Origin of the sequence: Amorphoplanes friuliensis DSM 7358 (genome assembly GCF_000494755.1) — a bacterium.
Classification (GTDB): domain Bacteria; phylum Actinomycetota; class Actinomycetes; order Mycobacteriales; family Micromonosporaceae; genus Actinoplanes; species Actinoplanes friuliensis.
On the sequence record NC_022657.1, the window covers coordinates 2,290,373 to 2,306,850 of the forward strand.

Genomic DNA, 16,478 nt, shown 5'->3' on the forward strand with positions numbered 1-16,478 from the left:
GGCCGGGTGGAATACGGGTGAGCGGGGCTGCTGTTCACCCATCGGGCACCGGATCGGGTAATGGACACGATGTCCGTCGGTGTGCGGTCGACGCTTCGGCCTAGGATGCAGTGTCCGTCCGGACGGGGTGCAGAGAAGCAGTGCGGTGCAGGAGGAGTGCGTGACCGAGTCGATGCCGGAGTTCGCTCCGGAGCCCACGCCTGACGAGGCCGATACCGACCTTGTCGTGGTGACCGGGGTGTCCGGTGGTGGCCGCAGCACGGTCGCCCGGGCCCTCGAGAACGTCGGCTTCTACGTCGTCGACAACCTGCCTCAGGCGCTGATGCTGGACATGGCTCAGCTGGCCTTCGAGGCCGGTGGCGCGGCGCGGCGGACGGCCATGGTGCTCGATGTGCGGAGCCGGGCGTTCTCGACCGACCTGGCCGGGGCGGTGCGGGCGCTCAAGGACCGCGGGTTCTCGCCGCGGGTGGTTTTTGTCGACGCCGACGACGAGGTGCTGATCCGGCGGTTCGAGTCGGTGCGCCGGTCCCACCCGTTGCAGGGTGACGGGCGGCTGGCCGACGGGATCGCCGCCGAGCGGAAGCTGCTCGAGGAGGCCCGCGAGCAGTCCGACGTGATCATCGACACCAGTCATCTCAACGTGAACCAGCTCCGGCGCCGCGTCGAGGAGCTCTTCGGTGGTGAGGACGCGCGGCGGCTGCGGATCACTGTGCTGTCGTTCGGGTTCAAGTACGGGTTGCCGCCGGACGCCGACTACGTGCTGGACGCGCGCTTCCTGCCCAACCCGTTCTGGGTGCCTGAGCTGCGCGAACACACCGGGCTCGAGGAAGGTGTCAGCGGGTACGTGCTGGGCCAGGAGGGTGCGCACGACTTCGTCGCCACCTACGCCTCGCTCATCGCGACGACCGCGCCCGGGTTCGAACGCGAGGGCAAGCGCTACCTGACGGTGGCCATCGGGTGCACCGGCGGCAAGCACCGCAGTGTTGCGATCGCGGAGGAGCTCACGGCGCAGCTGCGTGACATCCGCCTGTCCGCCCATTCCTCGCACCGCGACCTGGGGCGGGAGTGACGGCGGCTCAGCCGGGAGTACCGGGCGGTCACCCAGCGGAACCGCGCGGCGATACCGCCCGCCACGAAACCACCACCGAACAGCCCCTCGGCCACGCCGGCCCCACCGGCGAACCGCTGGCCAACGCCGGCCTCACCGGCGAGCCGCTGGTCAACGCTGGCCTCACCGGCGAACCGCCGGCCAACGCTGGCCTCACCGGCGAACCGCTGGCCAACGACGGCCCCATCGGCGAACCGCCGGCCAACGACGGCCTCACCGCCGGGCAGACGGCCGGCGACCGAGCGACCACCCTGCCGTCGGCTGCGGGGCGGGATGCTGACGACCGATCCGACACCCGGTTGCCGGGTGCCGGGCTGACTGCTGGTGGCCGAGGCAAGACGCGGCCGATCAAGGTGGTGGCGTTCGGTGGGGGGCATGGGCTGGCGGTTTCGCTCAGAGGGCTGCTGCGGTGTGCGCCCGAGCTCGATCTTGACATCACCGCGGTGGTCACCGTCGGGGACAACGGTGGGTCCAGTGGGCGGTTGAGAGCCGAGCGGGATGCTCAGCTGCCGCCCGGTGACCTGCGGATGGCTCTCGCCGCGCTGGCCGACGACGACCCGGGGCATCAGCGGACCGTTGCGCTCCTGCAGCACCGGTTTGCGCTGGTCGGGAAGCCGGACCGGCGCGCGGCCGACGGCATTCCGGTGTCGTCGGGGGAGAGTTTTGTGCAGCCCGCCGGGGCCGAGGTGCCTGGTGACCGGCGGATCGCTTCCGTGGGTGGCAAGCACGATCCCCTCGCCGGTCACGCTGTCGGCAACCTGCTGCTGCTCGGGCTGATGGAGCTGCTCGGCGATCCGGTCGAGGCGCTCGAGCACGCCGGGGCGATGGTCGGGGCCCGGGGGCGGGTGCTGCCGATGGCCTGCCATGCGGTCGGGATCGAAGCCGATGTGCGGGGTGGTGATCCGGCGCGGCCCGACGACGTGGTGACCGTGCGGGGGCAGCATGCCGTGGCCGTGACCACCGGGCATGTCGAAGCGCTGCGGATCGTGCCGGCGTCGCCGCCTGCCTGTCCGCCGGCGGTGGCGGCCATCGCCGAGGCCGACTGGCTGATTTTCGGGCCGGGGAGCTGGTACACGAGTGTTCTTCCGCATCTGCTGGTGCCGGAGCTGGCCGCCGCCATCGTGGCCAGTCCCGCTCGGCGGGTGGTGACGCTCAACCTTGCCGCTGACAACGAGACCCTCGGAATGTCCGTGGCCGACCATCTGGCCGCTCTGCACTGGTACCTCCCGCAGTTGCGGGTCGATGCCGTGCTGGCCGACGCGAAGTGGGTCGGTGAGCCCGATCCGGTGCACCGGGCCGCCGAGGCGCTCGGGGCGCGGCTGGTCCTGGCATCCTTGGCCGTTGCGGACGGCAGTCCGAAGCATGATCCTGAGTCGTTGGGCACAGCACTGGTGCCAGTCCTCGGCTCCGATCGTTAAGCAACTGGCGTTCCGCGAAACAAGCATGAGGTGACTTCGAAATGGCGATGACGGCAGCGGTCAAGGACGAGCTGAGCCGCGTGGACGTGCCCAAGCCGTGCTGCCGCCGTGCGGAGATGGCCGCCCTGCTGCGCTTCGCCGGCGGCCTGCACATCGTGTCGGGGCGGGTGGTCGTCGAGGCCGAGCTCGACACCGGCGCGGTCGCGCGGCGGCTCCGCAAGGAGATCGCCGAGGTGTACGGGTACCCCAGCGAGGTGCACGTCCTCGCCTCGGGCGGCCTGCGCAAGGGCAGCCACTACATCGTGCGCATCGTCAAGGACGGTGAGGCGCTGGCCCGGCAGACCGGGCTGCTGGACGTGCGGGGGCGGCCCGTCCGTGGGCTCCCGCCGCACGTCGTCTCCGCGAACGTCTGCTGCGCGGTCGCCGCGTGGCGGGGCGCGTTCATGGCGCACGGGTCGCTGACCGAACCCGGTCGCTCCAGCGCGCTGGAGATCACCTGCCCGGGGCCCGAGGCCGCCCTGGCGCTGCGTGGTGCTGCCCGCCGCATAGGGATCACGGCGAAAGAGCGTGAGGTGCGCGGTGTCGACCGCGTCGTGATCAAGGACGGGGACGCGATCGCCGCCCTGCTCACGCGCATCGGGGCGCACTCCAGCGTGCTCGCCTGGGAGGAGCGCCGGGTACGCCGTGAGGTGCGCGCCACCGCCAACCGTCTCGCGAACTTCGACGACGCCAACCTGCGCCGGTCCGCCCGTGCGGCCGTCGCCGCGGCGGCCCGGGTGACCCGCGCGCTGGAGATCCTCGCCGACGAGGCCCCGAACCACCTGACGTCCGCCGGTCGCCTGCGCCTCGAGCACCGCCAGGCCTCCCTGGAGGAGCTGGGCGCACTCGCCGACCCACCGCTGACCAAGGATGCGATCGCCGGCCGTATAAGGCGTCTGCTCGCCCTCGCCGACAAGCGCGCCCGCGACCTGGGCATCCCCGACACCGAAGCCGCCGTAACCCCCGAAATGATGGCCTGCTGACCGGAACCCCCAGCAAAGGCCAAGCCCGGCGGCGGTTCGGCTCGGTCGGCCCGGTTTGGTCTGGCGAGAGTTTCAGCCCGGCGGCGGATCCCTCGGCCTGGAGATGCAGGGGGCTGCTCCCGGTGGAGGCTGGTGCCGTTGTTGCTTCTGAGGACTTGTGCGCCCGTACCGTAAAAGCCTGAAGAGCTTAGGTAACGATCAGGTCGCGCCCCGAGTCGTGGGTAAAAGACCTCCTCGGATAGGGTGACGGCGACGGCGACGGTGCCGGCAAGCATGGCCGCCCGCGCCCAGGACGCCGCCCGGCAAGCTGCCGCGGTGATCGCAGCGCCGAGGCGTGGTGGCCTGATCGAGCAAAAGCCGGCCCTCGAAACGGTCGGCACGCAGACCTCCGCCGGTCCTAGATCCCGGCGGACCGAAACGAGGAGATCCACCTGTGACCATCCGGGTTGGCATCAACGGCTTCGGCCGTATCGGCCGCAACTTCTTCCGGGCGGTGCTCGCCTCCGGCGCGGACATCGAGATCGTCGGCGTCAACGACCTGACGGACAACGCGACGCTCGCCCACCTGCTGAAGTACGACAGCATCCTGGGCCGTCTCGGCCACGAGGTGAAGGCGACCGCCGACGAGATCACCGTCGGTGGCAAGACCTTCAAGGCGTTCGCCGAGCGTGACCCCGCGAACCTGCACTGGGGCGACGTCGGCGCCGACGTGGTCATCGAGTCGACCGGTTTCTTCACCGACGCCACCAAGGCGAAGGCGCACATCGACAACGGTGCGAAGAAGGTCATCATCTCGGCGCCCGCCAAGAACGAGGACATCACGATCGTGATGGGCGTGAACGACAACCTGTACGACGGTGCGAAGCACACGATCATCTCGAACGCTTCCTGCACCACGAACTGCCTCGCGCCGATGGCGAAGGTGCTCAACGACACCATCGGGATCGACAAGGGTCTGATGACCACGATCCACGCGTACACGCAGGACCAGAACCTGCAGGACGGCCCGCACAAGGACCTCCGCCGCGCCCGCGCCGCCGCGCTGAACATCGTGCCGACCTCGACCGGTGCCGCGAAGGCTGTCAGCCTGGTGCTGCCGGAGCTCAAGGGCAAGCTCGACGGCTTCGCGCTGCGGGTGCCGATCCCGACCGGCTCGGCGACCGACCTGACCTTCACCGCGACCCGGGAGACCTCGGTCGACGAGGTCAACGCCGCGATCAAGGCGGCCGCGGACGGCCCGCTCAAGGGCATCCTCGTCTACACCGAGGACCCGATCGTGTCGTCGGACATCGTCACCGACCCGGCCTCCTGCATCTTCGACGCCGGCCTGACCAAGGTCATCGGCAACCAGGTCAAGGTCGTCGGCTGGTACGACAACGAGTGGGGCTACTCGAACCGCCTCGTCGACCTGGTCAAGCTGGTCGGCTGACACACGTGAGGACTCTCGACGACCTGCTCGGCGAGGGTGTTACAGGTCGGCGCGTGCTCGTGCGCGCCGACCTGAACGTCCCGTTCGACAAAAGTGAAGCCGGGAAGATCAGCGACGACGGCCGCATCCGCGCGGTGCTGCCGACCCTGATCGCCCTGCGTGACGCCGGTGCGCGCGTGATCGTGTGCTCGCACCTCGGCCGCCCCAAGGGCGCGCCGGACCCGAAGTTCACGCTGGCGCCGGTCGCGAAGCGTCTCGGTGAGCTGCTCGGTTCGCCGGCCGCGTTCGCGGACGACACGGTGGGCGCCTCGGCGTCCGCCGCGGTCGACGTGCTCGGTGACGGCCAGGTGCTGCTGCTGGAGAACCTCCGCTTCAACGCCGGTGAGACCAGCAAGGACGACGCCGAGCGTGGTGCCTTCGCGGACCAGCTCGCCGCGTTCGCCGAGTACTACGTGGACGACGCGTTCGGTGCGGTCCACCGCAAGCACGCCTCGGTCTACGACGTCCCGGCCCGGCTCCCGCACTTCGCGGGTGGCCTGGTGCTCAAGGAGGTCGAGGTCCTGCGCAAGGTGACCGAGACCCCCGAGCAGCCGTACGTCGTGGTGCTGGGTGGTTCGAAGGTCTCCGACAAGCTCGCCGTGATCAAGGCGCTGCTGCCGAAGGTCGACAAGCTGCTCGTCGGTGGCGGCATGTGCTTCACCTTCCTCAAGGCCCAGGGCCACGAGGTCGGCAAGTCGCTGCTCGAGGCCGAGATGATCCAGACCTGCGCCGATCTGCTGGCGGAGGCTGACGGCCGGATCGTGCTGCCGGTGGACGTCGTCGCGGCCACGGCATTCGATGCTTCCGCGGACCACGACGTGGTCAAGGCCGAAGCGATCCCGGCCGACCGGCTCGGCCTGGACATCGGCCCGGAAAGTGTTGCGCTCTTCGCCGACGCGATCGGCTCCGCGAAGACCGTCTTCTGGAACGGCCCGATGGGCGTGTTCGAGCTGGCGCCGTTCGCCGCCGGTACGCGCGGTGTCGCCGAGGCCATCACCAAGATCGACGGCTTCTCGGTCGTCGGCGGCGGTGACTCGGCCGCGGCGGTGCGCACGCTCGGCATCGACGAGTCCGGGTTCGGGCACATCTCGACCGGCGGCGGCGCGTCGCTGGAGTACCTCGAGGGCAAGACCCTGCCGGGTCTCGCCGCGCTGGAGAGCTGAGCATGGCTGACGTTTCCCGCCGCCCGATCATGGCCGGCAACTGGAAGATGAACCTCAACCACTTCGAGGCCATCCTTCTGGTGCAGAAGCTCGCCGCCAGCCTCAACGAGCAGCAGCTCACCGACGTCGAGGCGGTCGTGCTGCCGCCGTTCACCGACCTGCGCAGCGTGCAGACGGCGATCGACGGCGACAAGGTGCTGATCGGGTACGGCGCGCAGGACCTGTCCCCGCACAAGGGCGGCGCGTACACCGGGGACATCTCCGGCGCGATGCTGGCCAAGCTGGGCTGCAGCTACGTGGTGATCGGGCACTCCGAGCGCCGCGAGTACCACAACGAGAACGACGCGCTGGTCAACGCCAAGGTGAAGGCTGCCCTGGCGAACGACCTCACGCCGATTCTCTGTGTGGGCGAGGGCCTGGACGTCCGCGAAGCCAACGGCCACGTGGAGCACTGTGCCTCGCAGCTCGACGGAGCCCTCGACGGGCTCAAGGCCGAGCAGGTCAAGAACATCGTGATCGCGTACGAGCCGGTGTGGGCCATCGGCACGGGCAAGACCGCCACGCCCGAGAACGCGCAGGAGGTGTGCGGCTCGATCCGGGTGCGGCTCGCCGAGAAGTACGGCGCGGAGACGGCCGACGCGGTGCGCATCCAGTACGGCGGCTCCGTGAAGGCGGCGAACATCGCCTCGATCATGGCGCAGCCCGATGTGGACGGTGCGCTGATCGGTGGTGCCGCACTGGACGCCGAGGAGTTCGCCTCGATCGTCCGTTTCCGCGAGCACGTCCAGCGCTGATCTTTTCGGGACCCGGCCGCCTCATCGGGGCGGCCGGGTCTCCGCTATTGTTGTGGCGCTGCTGTGCCCTTCGAGAGGAATGACCCGACCATGCCGATCGCGTTCGCCTACACGTTGATCGTGTTGCTGATCATCTCCAGCATCCTGCTGACCCTGCTCGTCCTGCTGCACCGCGGCAAGGGCGGCGGCATGTCCAGCATGTTCGGCGGCGGCGTCACCTCCAGCCTGGCCGGTTCCTCGGTCGCGGAGAAAAACCTGGACCGCTACACGGTGCTCGTGGGTGTCATCTGGTTCGCCTGCATCGTCGGTCTCGGCCTCTGGCTGAAGCTCGCCCAGGCCGGCTGAAACACACAGTTAACGTCCGCTTTCCAAGCGTTCGTGTTCAGCTCTTCCTGAGTAGCCCTCGGAGTCGTAGACTCTGGCGCGCGGTCCGGTCCGTCCGGGCCGCGCGGTTGTTTTTCCACCGCTTTATACCGCCGCTTTCCCCGGCGATGAAACGCCCTCGAGACAGGAGTGACATCCGTGTCCAGTGGCAGTGCGATCCGCGGCAGCCGCGTCGGTTCCAGCCCGATGCGCCCCGACGAGCGCAGCGAGCCCGCCCCCCGGCGGGAGGTGACCTACTGGTGTGCTGCAGGGCACCCGGTCGAGGTTCGCTTCGCCGCCGACGTCGTTCCCCCGGAGACCTGGGACTGCACCCGGTGCGGCCAGCCCGGCGGACTCGACCGGGAGAAACCCCCCGGCCGGATGCGGAGCGAGCCCTACAAGTCCCACCTGGCGTACGTGAAGGAGCGGCGCTCCGACGCCGACGGCGCGGCGATCCTCGCCGAAGCCCTCGCCAAGGTCCGCCAGCGCCGCGGCCGCCCCGAATAGACCCGACGCCGCAGCCGGCTCGGGCGTCACGCCCGGGCCGGCATGCGGCTGACTCAGCCTCACTGCGCGCGAGAGCCTGCGCCCCGGCTCAGGTGTTGCGGCCGAGGAAGACGACTGTGGGCAGGTGCGGGACCGGGATCTCGGTGAAGCCGAGCCGGTCGTAGAAAGCGCGTGCACCGACGTTGGCAGCAGCCATACCGAGGTGCACGCGCGGCACGCCCACAGCTCGCAGTCCGGCCAGGAACGCGTCGATCAGGCCGCGGCCGTAGCCTTTGCCCTGCCATTCCGGCACCAGGTCGATGTGCAGGTGGGCGGGGTAGTCGGCCAGCTCGGGCACCACCATGCGCTCCGGGTGGTAGTGCAGCCACAGCATGCTTTCCTCCTGCGTGGCCGGTTCGGCCACCGGGCCCGGGTAGCGTCCCTCGGTCGCCGGGAGCCATTCGTCGCGGTAGCGCTGCGCGAAGCGGTTCGTGTCGGCCGTGCCGAGGACGTAGCCGACGGCTTTTCCGGTGCCGTCGTCGAGGACGTGGGCGTGTTCCGGCTCCAGCGTCACGTAGGGCGCCGCGAAGATGTCGCCCATGAGCTTGTCGGACGAGTACAGGCCGCGGGCGTCACCTCCGGCGTCGGCGGTTCGGACGCAGATGTCGTAAACGGCGTCGAGGTCGGCTGGGCGGTAGGCGCGGATCGAGGGCTGCACGGCCGCGAGTCTAAGCCGCGCCTGAGGTGTGACGCGCGTCACCATGAGATCGCCAACCTCCTCGCCCGTCAGACGTCTACTCCTGCGAAGGCTCACCCCCGACCGCACAGGAGTTCCGTGATGCGTCTGACTGCCCGTACAGCCTCGTTCGCCGCCGCCGCGACGGTTGTTGTCGCTCTGGGAGCGGTGACAGCTACGAGGGCGCTCGCGGACGAGACGCCGGCACCCCGGCCGACCGCCACGACGTCTCCGGCCGCTGCGGAATCGAGGCCGGCCGAGGCGAGCCCGCCCACCGGGGAGCCGGCCGAGGCGAGCCCGACCGCGGTGACGTCACCGGCCGCGCCGGCCGAGGCGAGCCCGACCGCGGTGACGTCACCGGCCGCGCCGGCTGAGGCGAGCCCGACCGCCATGACGTCGCCGGCCGTGCCCGAGCCGGCCGAGGCGAGCCCGGCCGCGCCGACCGCGGCCCCGGCCGAGCCGGTGACCTCACCGGCCGTGAAGCCCAAGAAGTCCCCGCGTGGCCCGACCCCGGTACCCTCGCCCACCCGGATCCGGCGCTGACCCCAGGACCACCATGACCTTCGTCTTACCGCTGCCGAGGCCGCTGCTGCGCCTGCTGCGGTCGGTCGTGTCCGGCTCCTCTCCGGTGGTGCGCCGCGCCGCCGGGGAGGGCCCGCCGGCGATCAACGAGCTCTACCACGCACGCCGGCTCAGCCTGGTGCGCCTGGCGGTGCTCATGGTCGACGACCTGCCCACGGCCGAGGACATCGTGCAGGACGTCTTCGCCGCGCTCTACCGGCGGCACGGCGCCGACCTGCGGGGTGTGGCCGATCCGCACGCCTATCTGACCACCGGCGTGATGAACGCGGCGCGGTCGGCTCTGCGCCGGCGCCGCAGCGCGCGGGCTTACGTGCCGCCGCGCCCGGGCCTGGCGCCCGCGGCCGAGGACGAGGTGCTGCTGGGGCAGGGGGACAGGGAGGTGCTGGCCGCGCTGGGGGAGCTGACGGTGCGCCAGCGACAGGTGATGGTGCTGCGGTACTGGTCGGAGCTGTCGGAGCAGGAGATCGCCGAGACCCTGCACGTGTCGCGCGGCACGGTGAAGTCGACCGCCAGCCGTGCCCTGACCGTTCTGCGCCGGCTGCTGGGGGAGAAGCGATGAGCACGGACGTCGAGGCCCGGGTGCGCCGCGCGCTGGCCGGGCGCGCCGCTCAGATCACCCCGGAGCGGCTCCAGCCCGCCGTGCCGCCCACGGCGGTGCCGTCCCGGCCCTTCTGGCGCCCCTGGTGGCGGTCGCTCCTGGTGGTCGCGGCCGTCGTGGTCGCGGTCGTTTTTTCGGTACGCCCACAGCACGACTCCCCGCCGGTGCCCATCCCTCAGCCGCCCGCCGCCACAGTCCCGGCCTCACCCGAACCGTCGCCCGTGGTCTCGCCGAGTCCCGCGGAGCCGTCGCCCACCGCGGACGGGTCGCCGGACACCACAGCAACGCCGGTTGCGCCCGAGACGTCACCCTGAACGGCCTGACTTGAGGGTTCCGCGGGCCTGAACCGAACGGCAACCGCGGCGCGCCCGTTGTGCACTCCCAGGGCCTGCGCGGGGCCCGAAGAGGATGGCATGACGGACACGAAGATTGTCGAGCTGGGCCTGCAGGCGATGACCATCTCCGCCAAGATGTGTGCCCCGGTGCTGATCACGGCGCTGCTGATCGGCTTTGCGATCTCGCTGTTCCAGTCCGTCACGCAGATCCAGGAGGCGACGCTGTCCTTCGTCCCGAAGGCGGTGGGCGTCGGCGCGGCGATCCTGTTCTCGGGCAACTGGATGCTGCACGAGATGGTCACGTACACGACGCAGCTCTTCGAGAACATCCCGTCGCTGCTCGCCTGAGCCACCGGAAACGACAAAAGGGCCGCCCCTCGGGGCGGCCCTTTTTTGTCTGCGTCAGCGGCTCAGGTCAGCCGCCGCGGCGGTGTCCAGCAGGAACAGCGTCTTGGACGTGCCGGTCGCGCTCGCCGCCGGCACCGGGTCGGCGCCGCCCTCGATCGCCGTACGGACCGCCGCGGCCTTGTCCGGCCCGGCCGCGATCAGCCAGACCTCGTCGGCCGTGCGGATCGTCGGCATGGTCAGCGTCACGCGTGTCGGCGGGGGCTTCGGGCTGTCGTGGACGGCTGCGGTCGTACCCGTCTCGGACAGGCCGGGGTGACCCGGGAAGAGCGACGCCACGTGCCCGTCCTCGCCGACACCGAGCATCAGCACATCGAAAGGCGGGAGCTCCGAGCCGTCCGGCCGGGCCGCCGCGGCCAGCTCACGGGCGTAACGGGCCGCGGCCGCCTTCGCGTCGTCGCCGTCCGGGCCGTCGGAGGGCGGCATGGCGTGCACCTGGGCCGGGTCCAGGGGCAGGGAGTCCAGCAACGCCTCGCGGGCCTGGGTCTCGTTGCGGTCCGGGTCGCCGGACGGGAGGAAACGCTCGTCGCCCCACCACAGGTCGACCCGCGACCAGTCGACCGCGGCCGAGGCGGGGAGCTCCTTGACCGCGCGCAGCACCTTGGCCGCGACCCGGCCGCCGGTGAGCACGATGCTCGCCCAGCCGCGTGTCGCCTGCGCGTCGATGATCTTGATGACCAGGCGGGCCGACACGGCCGACGCCAGCACGTCGGCGTCGGGAACCACCACCACAACGGTCTCGCTCATGGGACCCCTCGTCATTCGGCAACTCGCTAGCAAAAGGGGCCGCCCGCCGGAAAGGCGGAACGGCCCCGTCGATCTTAGAAGATCAGGCTGCGGACCCACCGGGCCCGGCGTACGCACCGGCGGCGTCACCCGCGCGCGCGGCCAGAGCCGGGTCCTTCCAGACGTGGACGCGCATCGCCGGCTTGCTGTCCAGGCCCGCGACACCGGCCATGGCGCCCAGAGCCTCGCCGTAGATCTGGTCGGCGTCGAGGCGGCGCAGCTCCTCGGCCAGCTCGTCACCGACGGTCCGCCGCGGGAGCGGCATGTAACGGTCCTCCTGGCCGGTCCGGCTGAACAACGCCGTCCCTTCCTCACGGGTGACCCGCACGCAGTCGCCGTTGGCGCACTTCAGCTCGACCGAACGCATCAGCGGCGAGCGGTCGGTGTGCTCCCAGTGGGGTTCGATGCCCAGCCGCGACTTCAGCCAGCCCTTCATCAGGGCCGCCGTCGGGTCGTTCAGCGGCGCCACGATCGTCGCACCGGTGACCCGCTCCTCGGTGGTGTCGAACGCGCCGGCGACGAGCGTGCGCCACAGCGTGATCCGGGTCCAGGTGAGGTCCGTGTCGCCGGGGGCGTAGTCACGGGCCCGCTGGCCCAGCGCCGCGACGGGGTCCGGCGCCAGCTTGCAGTCGGTGATGCGCCGGTCGGCGACCACACCGAGGAAGTCGTTGGCGATGACGTCCGGCGGCTCGCTGTGCCACCACGTCACCACCGGGACGTCCGGGGCGAGCAGCGGCATGACGACCGACTCGGCGTGCAGGGCCAGGCGGCCGTACATGCGCATCACGACGGCCTCGGCCGGGCCGAGCCGGCCACCGACGACGATCTCCGCGTCGAGCCGGCTGCGGCCCTCGAGGTCCGAGCGGACCACGATGAGCAGGCGGCACGGGTGCGCCGACGCCGCGATGGTCGCCGCGGCCTCCGCCTCGCGGACCTTCTTCTCCTCCACGACGGCGACCAGCGTCAGGGCGAGGCCACTGGCCACACCGCCCGCGCTGCGCCGCTCGGCCGCGAGCGCCTTGACGACCTCGTTGCCGGTGGTGTCCCAAAGACCGATCATGCTCGCCTCCACGCGCGGCCCTCGCGGGCCAGCATCTCGTCCGACGCCCGCGGGCCCCACTCGCCCGAACGGTACGGCTCGGGCTTGGTGCCCGCCCACGCCGCCTCGAGCGGGTCGATGACCTTCCAGCTCTGCTCGATCTCGGCCGCGTCCGGGAACAGGGTCCGGTCGCCGACCAGCACGTCGAGCACGAGGCGTTCGTACGCCTCGGGGCTGGACTCGGTGAACGCCTCGCCGTACTGGAAGTCCATCGCGATGTCGCGGACCTCCATCGTGGTGCCCGGCACCTTGGAACCGAACTTCAGCACCACACCCTCGTCGGGCTGCACCCGGATGACCAGCTGGTTGTTGCCGAGCATCTCGATGTCGGCCGGGTCGAACGGCAGGTGCGGCGCCTTCTTGAACATGATGGCGATCTCGGTGACCCGCCGGGGCATCCGCTTGCCGACGCGGACGAAGAACGGCACCTCGGCCCAGCGCCTGTTCTGGATGCCGAGGCGCACCGCCGCGTAGGTCTCCGTCGTGGAGTCCTCGGGGACGCCCTTCTCCTCCAGGTAACCGACGGCACGCTCACCGGCGACCCAGCCCGGCAGGTACTGCCCGCGGACCGAGCCCTTGGCGATGTCACGGGGCAGGCTGATGGCCTTGAGGACCTTCAGCTTCTCCGCGCGTACGTCGTTGGGGTCGAAGCTCGTGGGCTCTTCCATGCCGACCAGCGCGAGGAGCTGCAGCAGGTGGTTCTGCAGCACGTCGCGGGCGGCGCCGGAGGCGTCGTAGAACGCGGCCCGGGTGCCGATGCCGACGTCCTCGGCCATGGTGATCTGCACGGAGTCGACGTATTTGGAGTTCCACACCGGCTCGAACAGGTTGTTCGCGAAGCGCAGCGCCAGGATGTTCTGGACCGTCTCCTTGCCGAGGTAGTGGTCGATCCGGAAGACGTCCTCCGGCGTGAAGACCTCGTCGACGAGCTGGTTGAGCGACATCGCCGACTGCAGGTCGTTGCCGAACGGCTTCTCGACCACGACCCGGCGCCAGCCACCCGACTTGGCGTTGTCGGCCATCCCGGTGCGGGCGAGCTGGTTGAGTACCAGCGGGAACGCGGCCGGCGGGATGGAGAAGTAGAAGGCGGCGTTGCCGGCGATGCCGTTGCGCTCGCGCAACTCGTCCAAGGTGGTCGCCAGGTGGTCGAACGCGGCGTCGTCGTCGAACGAGCCGGGCACGAACTGGAACTGGCTCGCGAGCCGGGTCCAGACGTCCTCACGCCACGGTGTCCGGGCACCCTTCTTGGCGGCCTCGTAGGCCAGCGACTCGAAGTCACCGTCGCCCCAGTCGCGGCGGGCGAAGCCCAGCACGACAAATCCGGGAGGCAGCAGACCCCGGTTCGCAAGGTCGTAGACGGCCGGGATGAGCTTCTTTCGAGACAGGTCGCCCGTGACTCCGAAGATCACCAGAGCGCAGGGCTCGGGGATCCGGGGAAGCCGTCGGTCCTGTGCTGTGCGCAGCGGATTACCCACGTGTTCCATCCTGCCAGCTTTTTGTGGTCCCGCAGGGTTACGGGCAAGGGTCAGTGCCGCAACATCTCTGCCGCGGCGAGGAGTTGGCGTACACCTTCGGTCCGGTCGGTCAGATGCAGGCGCAGCAGCGGGCGGCCGCAGCGCGTCAGGGTGTGCCGGTCGGCCGCGGCGCGGGCCGCCTGCCGGCCGCCGAGTGTCTCCGGCCCTCCCGGCACCGGCACGTCGCCGGTCACCGCGCCGGTGATCTGCAGAAACGAGCCGTGCTGGGGGCCGCACCGGGGATACTGCCCCCAGCCGAACGCGACCGGACGGCCGCAGGCGGCGGCCAGCAGCGGCCTGATCCGGGCCACGGCGGCGTCGCCGTCACGGTCCAGGAAGGCCTGTACGGCGAGATGATCGTCCACTCCGGCGAGCAGCTCGCGCAGGGCTTCGGCAAGATTGCCCGCGGCGCCAGTGGTGAAGATCTCCACCGTGCCGTCGGTGAAGGACGGTGTTGCGGGGTCGTCGAAGGCCGGCTCACCGGGGTACGAGCGGAACGGATCGACTCCGCGGACGTGGGCGGCGAGCGCTGCGGCGTACGGCCAGGCGAGGAAGTGCGCCCCCAGCGGCCCGTTGACGGCCAGGTCCGGACGCAACGGCCCGCCCGCGACCGCCGCCGGTGGGAGACTGCCGCCGTACGAGATGGTCAAGACGTCCTCGTGCCGCTCACCCGGCGGCTCCACGACCAGGGTGAGCACCCCGAGGGCGTCGGTGAGCAGGGGAGCGACCCAGTCGCCGACGCTCTCCAGGCTGGACCCGTCGGCGACCAGCATGATCTGCCGCGCACCGGCCAGGGCCAGGCCGAGCGCCATGGCGGGGTTGTCCTCGTCGGCCGCCAGCGACGGGGCGAAGAGCTCGGCCTCGTCGATCAGCTCGGCGACGTCGGCGCCCGCGAAGGCGAGCGCGGTGAGCGCCCCGGAGTCACCGGGAACGGCGAGCGCCCCGGGGATCTCGGTGTCGGTCAGGGTCACGAAGTGCCGGCCCGCCTCGGCCGGTGACAGCCCGAGGTCCAGGTAGGCCTGCCGGAGCACGGGGTGGAGGCTGTCGTCGCGCAGCACGATCAGCGTGCGGCGCAGCCGTGCAGCGTCGTCGATCAGCGCGCGGACCCGGTGGGGGTCGGCGTCGTCCAGCACGGTCAGGCGCAGGCCCAGAGTGCGGGCGGCGACCTCGGCCGTCCCTCCGGGACCGGCCAGCACGACCTCGGTGAGATCGCCGAGCTCCTCGTGCAGCTCGGCGATCAGGGGCAGCAGCTCGAGGCCGTGCCGGTGGTCGTCCAGAAAGGCGAGGCGTTCCTTCGCGCCCGCCTCGGCCGCCGGGCCCCACAGTGTGGGGTCCTTGCTGGCCAGCAGGCCCGGGATGCCCCGGGCGACCAGCTCGCGGCGGGAAGCCGCCGGGGAACCGCCGAAAACGGCGAACCCCGCGGCGGCCTCCACGCCTGCGAGCAGGTCGTCGGTCATTACTTCGCGGCGTCGCTCGGGTTGCCCGAGCCCTTGGCCGCGGCCTTGAGCGACTTCTTGACGTCCTCGAGGAGCTCGGCCCAGCTGGCCTCGAACTTCTCGACACCCTCGTCCTCGAGCACCTTGAACACGTCGGTCAGGTCGACACCGATCGCGGCGACGTCGTCCATGACCTTCTGCGCGGTGGCGTACGAGCCGGTGACCGTGTCGCCGCGGACCTCACCGTGGTCCTCGAAGGCCTTGATGACCGACTCGGGCATGGTGTTCACCGTGCCGGGAGCGATCAGCTCCTCGACGTAGATGGTGTCCTTGTAGTCCGGGTTCTTGGTGCCGGTCGAGGCCCAGAGCGGCCGCTGCGGCTTCGCGCCGGCGGCGGCCAGCGCCTTCCAGCGGTCGGAGGCGAAGACCTCCTCGTACGCCTGGTACGCCAGCTGGGCGTTGGCCACGGCGGCCTTGCCCTTGAGCGCCTTGGCCTCGTCGGAGCCGATCTTGTCGAGCCGCTTGTCGATCTCGGAGTCGACGCGCGACACGAAGAACGAGGCGACCGAGCCGATCTTGGTCAGGTCGTGGCCGTTGGCCTTGGCCTGCTCGACACCGTCCAGGAACGCGTCCATGACAGCCCGGTAGCGCTCCAGCGAGAAGATCAGCGTCACGTTCACGCTGATGCCCGCAGCCAGGGTCGACGTGATCGCCGCCAGGCCCGCCTCGGTCGCCGGGATCTTGATGTACAGGTTGGGGCGGTCGACGAGCCACCACAGCGTCTTGGCCTCGGACGCGGTCTTCTCGGTCAGGTGCGCGCTGCGCGGGTCCACCTCGATGGACACGCGGCCGTCGACACCGTCCGACGAGTCGTACGCCGGCTTCATGACGTCGCACGCCCAGCGCACGTCGTACGAGGTCAGCAGGCGTACGGCCTCCTCGACCGTCACCTCCTGCGCGGCCAGGTCCTTGAGCTGCTTGTCGTACGCCTCCGCGTCGGCGAGCGCCTTCGCGAAGATGGAGGGGTTGGTCGTCACGCCGACGACGTGCTGCTCCGTGCGCATCTTGTCGAGCGAACCGGTCTCGAGCCGGACGCGGGAGAGGTCGTCGAGCCATACCGCGACACCCGCGGCGGAAAGCTCTGCAAGCCTGTCGGTCATCGCTA

The 16,478-nt window shown here is 70.7% G+C and carries 18 protein-coding genes; 11 read left to right on the top strand and 7 right to left on the bottom strand.

Annotated features, from left to right (window positions below):
- Positions 1-172 precede the first annotated feature (172 nt).
- From rapZ to AFR_RS10685, 8 genes are all read left to right on the top strand, one after another.
- A complete protein-coding gene (gene rapZ, locus AFR_RS10650) occupies positions 173-1,069 on the top strand; it encodes an RNase adapter RapZ (RefSeq protein WP_041842002.1) in 897 nt (298 codons plus the stop codon).
- A 386-nt stretch (positions 1,070-1,455) separates the two neighbouring features.
- Complete coding sequence (locus tag AFR_RS10655; RefSeq protein ID WP_041842003.1) at positions 1,456-2,526, top strand: gluconeogenesis factor YvcK family protein; 1,071 nt, start codon at positions 1,456-1,458, stop codon at positions 2,524-2,526.
- A 41-nt stretch (positions 2,527-2,567) separates the two neighbouring features.
- The gene (gene whiA, locus AFR_RS10660) at positions 2,568-3,548 is read left to right on the top strand and encodes a DNA-binding protein WhiA (protein WP_023360241.1); all 981 of its coding nucleotides are present in this window, start codon (positions 2,568-2,570) and stop codon (positions 3,546-3,548) included.
- Positions 3,549-3,981: 433 nt separating this feature from the next.
- Positions 3,982-4,977: a type I glyceraldehyde-3-phosphate dehydrogenase gene (gap, locus tag AFR_RS10665; RefSeq protein ID WP_023360243.1), complete on the top strand. Its 996-nt coding sequence runs from the start codon at positions 3,982-3,984 to the stop codon at positions 4,975-4,977.
- Positions 4,978-4,982: 5 nt separating this feature from the next.
- Positions 4,983-6,179, top strand: a complete 1,197-nt coding sequence (locus tag AFR_RS10670) for a phosphoglycerate kinase (protein ID WP_023360245.1) — start codon at positions 4,983-4,985, stop codon at positions 6,177-6,179.
- A 2-nt stretch (positions 6,180-6,181) separates the two neighbouring features.
- Entirely contained in the window at positions 6,182-6,973 is a 792-nt protein-coding gene (gene tpiA, locus AFR_RS10675) for a triose-phosphate isomerase (protein WP_023360247.1), read from the top strand.
- A gap of 90 nt (positions 6,974-7,063) precedes the next feature.
- Complete coding sequence (gene secG, locus AFR_RS10680; RefSeq protein WP_023360249.1) at positions 7,064-7,318, top strand: preprotein translocase subunit SecG; 255 nt, start codon at positions 7,064-7,066, stop codon at positions 7,316-7,318.
- A gap of 177 nt (positions 7,319-7,495) precedes the next feature.
- Positions 7,496-7,843 (top strand): RNA polymerase-binding protein RbpA, encoded by a 348-nt coding sequence (locus tag AFR_RS10685; protein WP_023360251.1) that lies wholly within the window; start codon positions 7,496-7,498, stop codon positions 7,841-7,843.
- 88 nt (positions 7,844-7,931) lie between these two features.
- On the opposite strand, the gene AFR_RS10690 is transcribed toward AFR_RS10685, so the two are convergent.
- Positions 7,932-8,540, bottom strand: a complete 609-nt coding sequence (locus AFR_RS10690; protein WP_023360253.1) for a GNAT family N-acetyltransferase — start codon at positions 8,538-8,540, stop codon at positions 7,932-7,934.
- Positions 8,541-8,632: 92 nt separating this feature from the next.
- On the bottom strand, positions 8,633-9,046 hold the full coding sequence (locus AFR_RS10695) for a hypothetical protein (protein WP_148307920.1): 414 nt from the start codon (positions 9,044-9,046) through the stop codon (positions 8,633-8,635).
- 68 nt (positions 9,047-9,114) lie between these two features.
- Here AFR_RS10695 and AFR_RS10700 point away from each other — a divergent pair, with 68 nt between their 5' ends.
- The 3 genes from AFR_RS10700 (at position 9,115) to fliQ (ending at position 10,421) form a co-directional block, all read left to right on the top strand.
- Complete coding sequence (locus AFR_RS10700; protein ID WP_023360257.1) at positions 9,115-9,699, top strand: RNA polymerase sigma factor; 585 nt, start codon at positions 9,115-9,117, stop codon at positions 9,697-9,699.
- Positions 9,696-10,052, top strand: a complete 357-nt coding sequence (locus AFR_RS10705; RefSeq protein ID WP_023360259.1) for a hypothetical protein — start codon at positions 9,696-9,698, stop codon at positions 10,050-10,052. Before AFR_RS10700 ends, AFR_RS10705 begins: the two co-directional genes overlap by 4 nt.
- Positions 10,053-10,151: 99 nt before the next feature.
- On the top strand, positions 10,152-10,421 hold the full coding sequence (gene fliQ, locus AFR_RS10710; protein ID WP_023360261.1) for a flagellar biosynthesis protein FliQ: 270 nt from the start codon (positions 10,152-10,154) through the stop codon (positions 10,419-10,421).
- A 54-nt stretch (positions 10,422-10,475) separates the two neighbouring features.
- Here the strand turns inward: fliQ and pgl are convergent, their stop codons facing one another.
- From pgl to tal, 5 genes are all read right to left on the bottom strand, one after another.
- Positions 10,476-11,225: a 6-phosphogluconolactonase gene (gene pgl, locus AFR_RS10715; RefSeq protein WP_023360263.1), complete on the bottom strand. Its 750-nt coding sequence runs from the start codon at positions 11,223-11,225 to the stop codon at positions 10,476-10,478.
- A gap of 82 nt (positions 11,226-11,307) precedes the next feature.
- A complete protein-coding gene (locus tag AFR_RS10720) occupies positions 11,308-12,324 on the bottom strand; it encodes a glucose-6-phosphate dehydrogenase assembly protein OpcA (protein ID WP_041842005.1) in 1,017 nt (338 codons plus the stop codon).
- On the bottom strand, positions 12,321-13,838 hold the full coding sequence (gene zwf, locus AFR_RS10725) for a glucose-6-phosphate dehydrogenase (protein ID WP_169739472.1): 1,518 nt from the start codon (positions 13,836-13,838) through the stop codon (positions 12,321-12,323). The genes AFR_RS10720 and zwf overlap by 4 nt, the downstream gene beginning before the upstream one ends.
- A 50-nt stretch (positions 13,839-13,888) precedes the next feature.
- Complete coding sequence (locus tag AFR_RS10730; protein WP_023360270.1) at positions 13,889-15,334, bottom strand: hypothetical protein; 1,446 nt, start codon at positions 15,332-15,334, stop codon at positions 13,889-13,891.
- Positions 15,334-16,473, bottom strand: coding sequence for a transaldolase (tal, locus tag AFR_RS10735; protein ID WP_023360272.1), 1,140 nt, complete (start codon positions 16,471-16,473; stop codon positions 15,334-15,336). The genes AFR_RS10730 and tal overlap by 1 nt, the downstream gene beginning before the upstream one ends.
- Positions 16,474-16,478 lie beyond the last annotated feature (5 nt).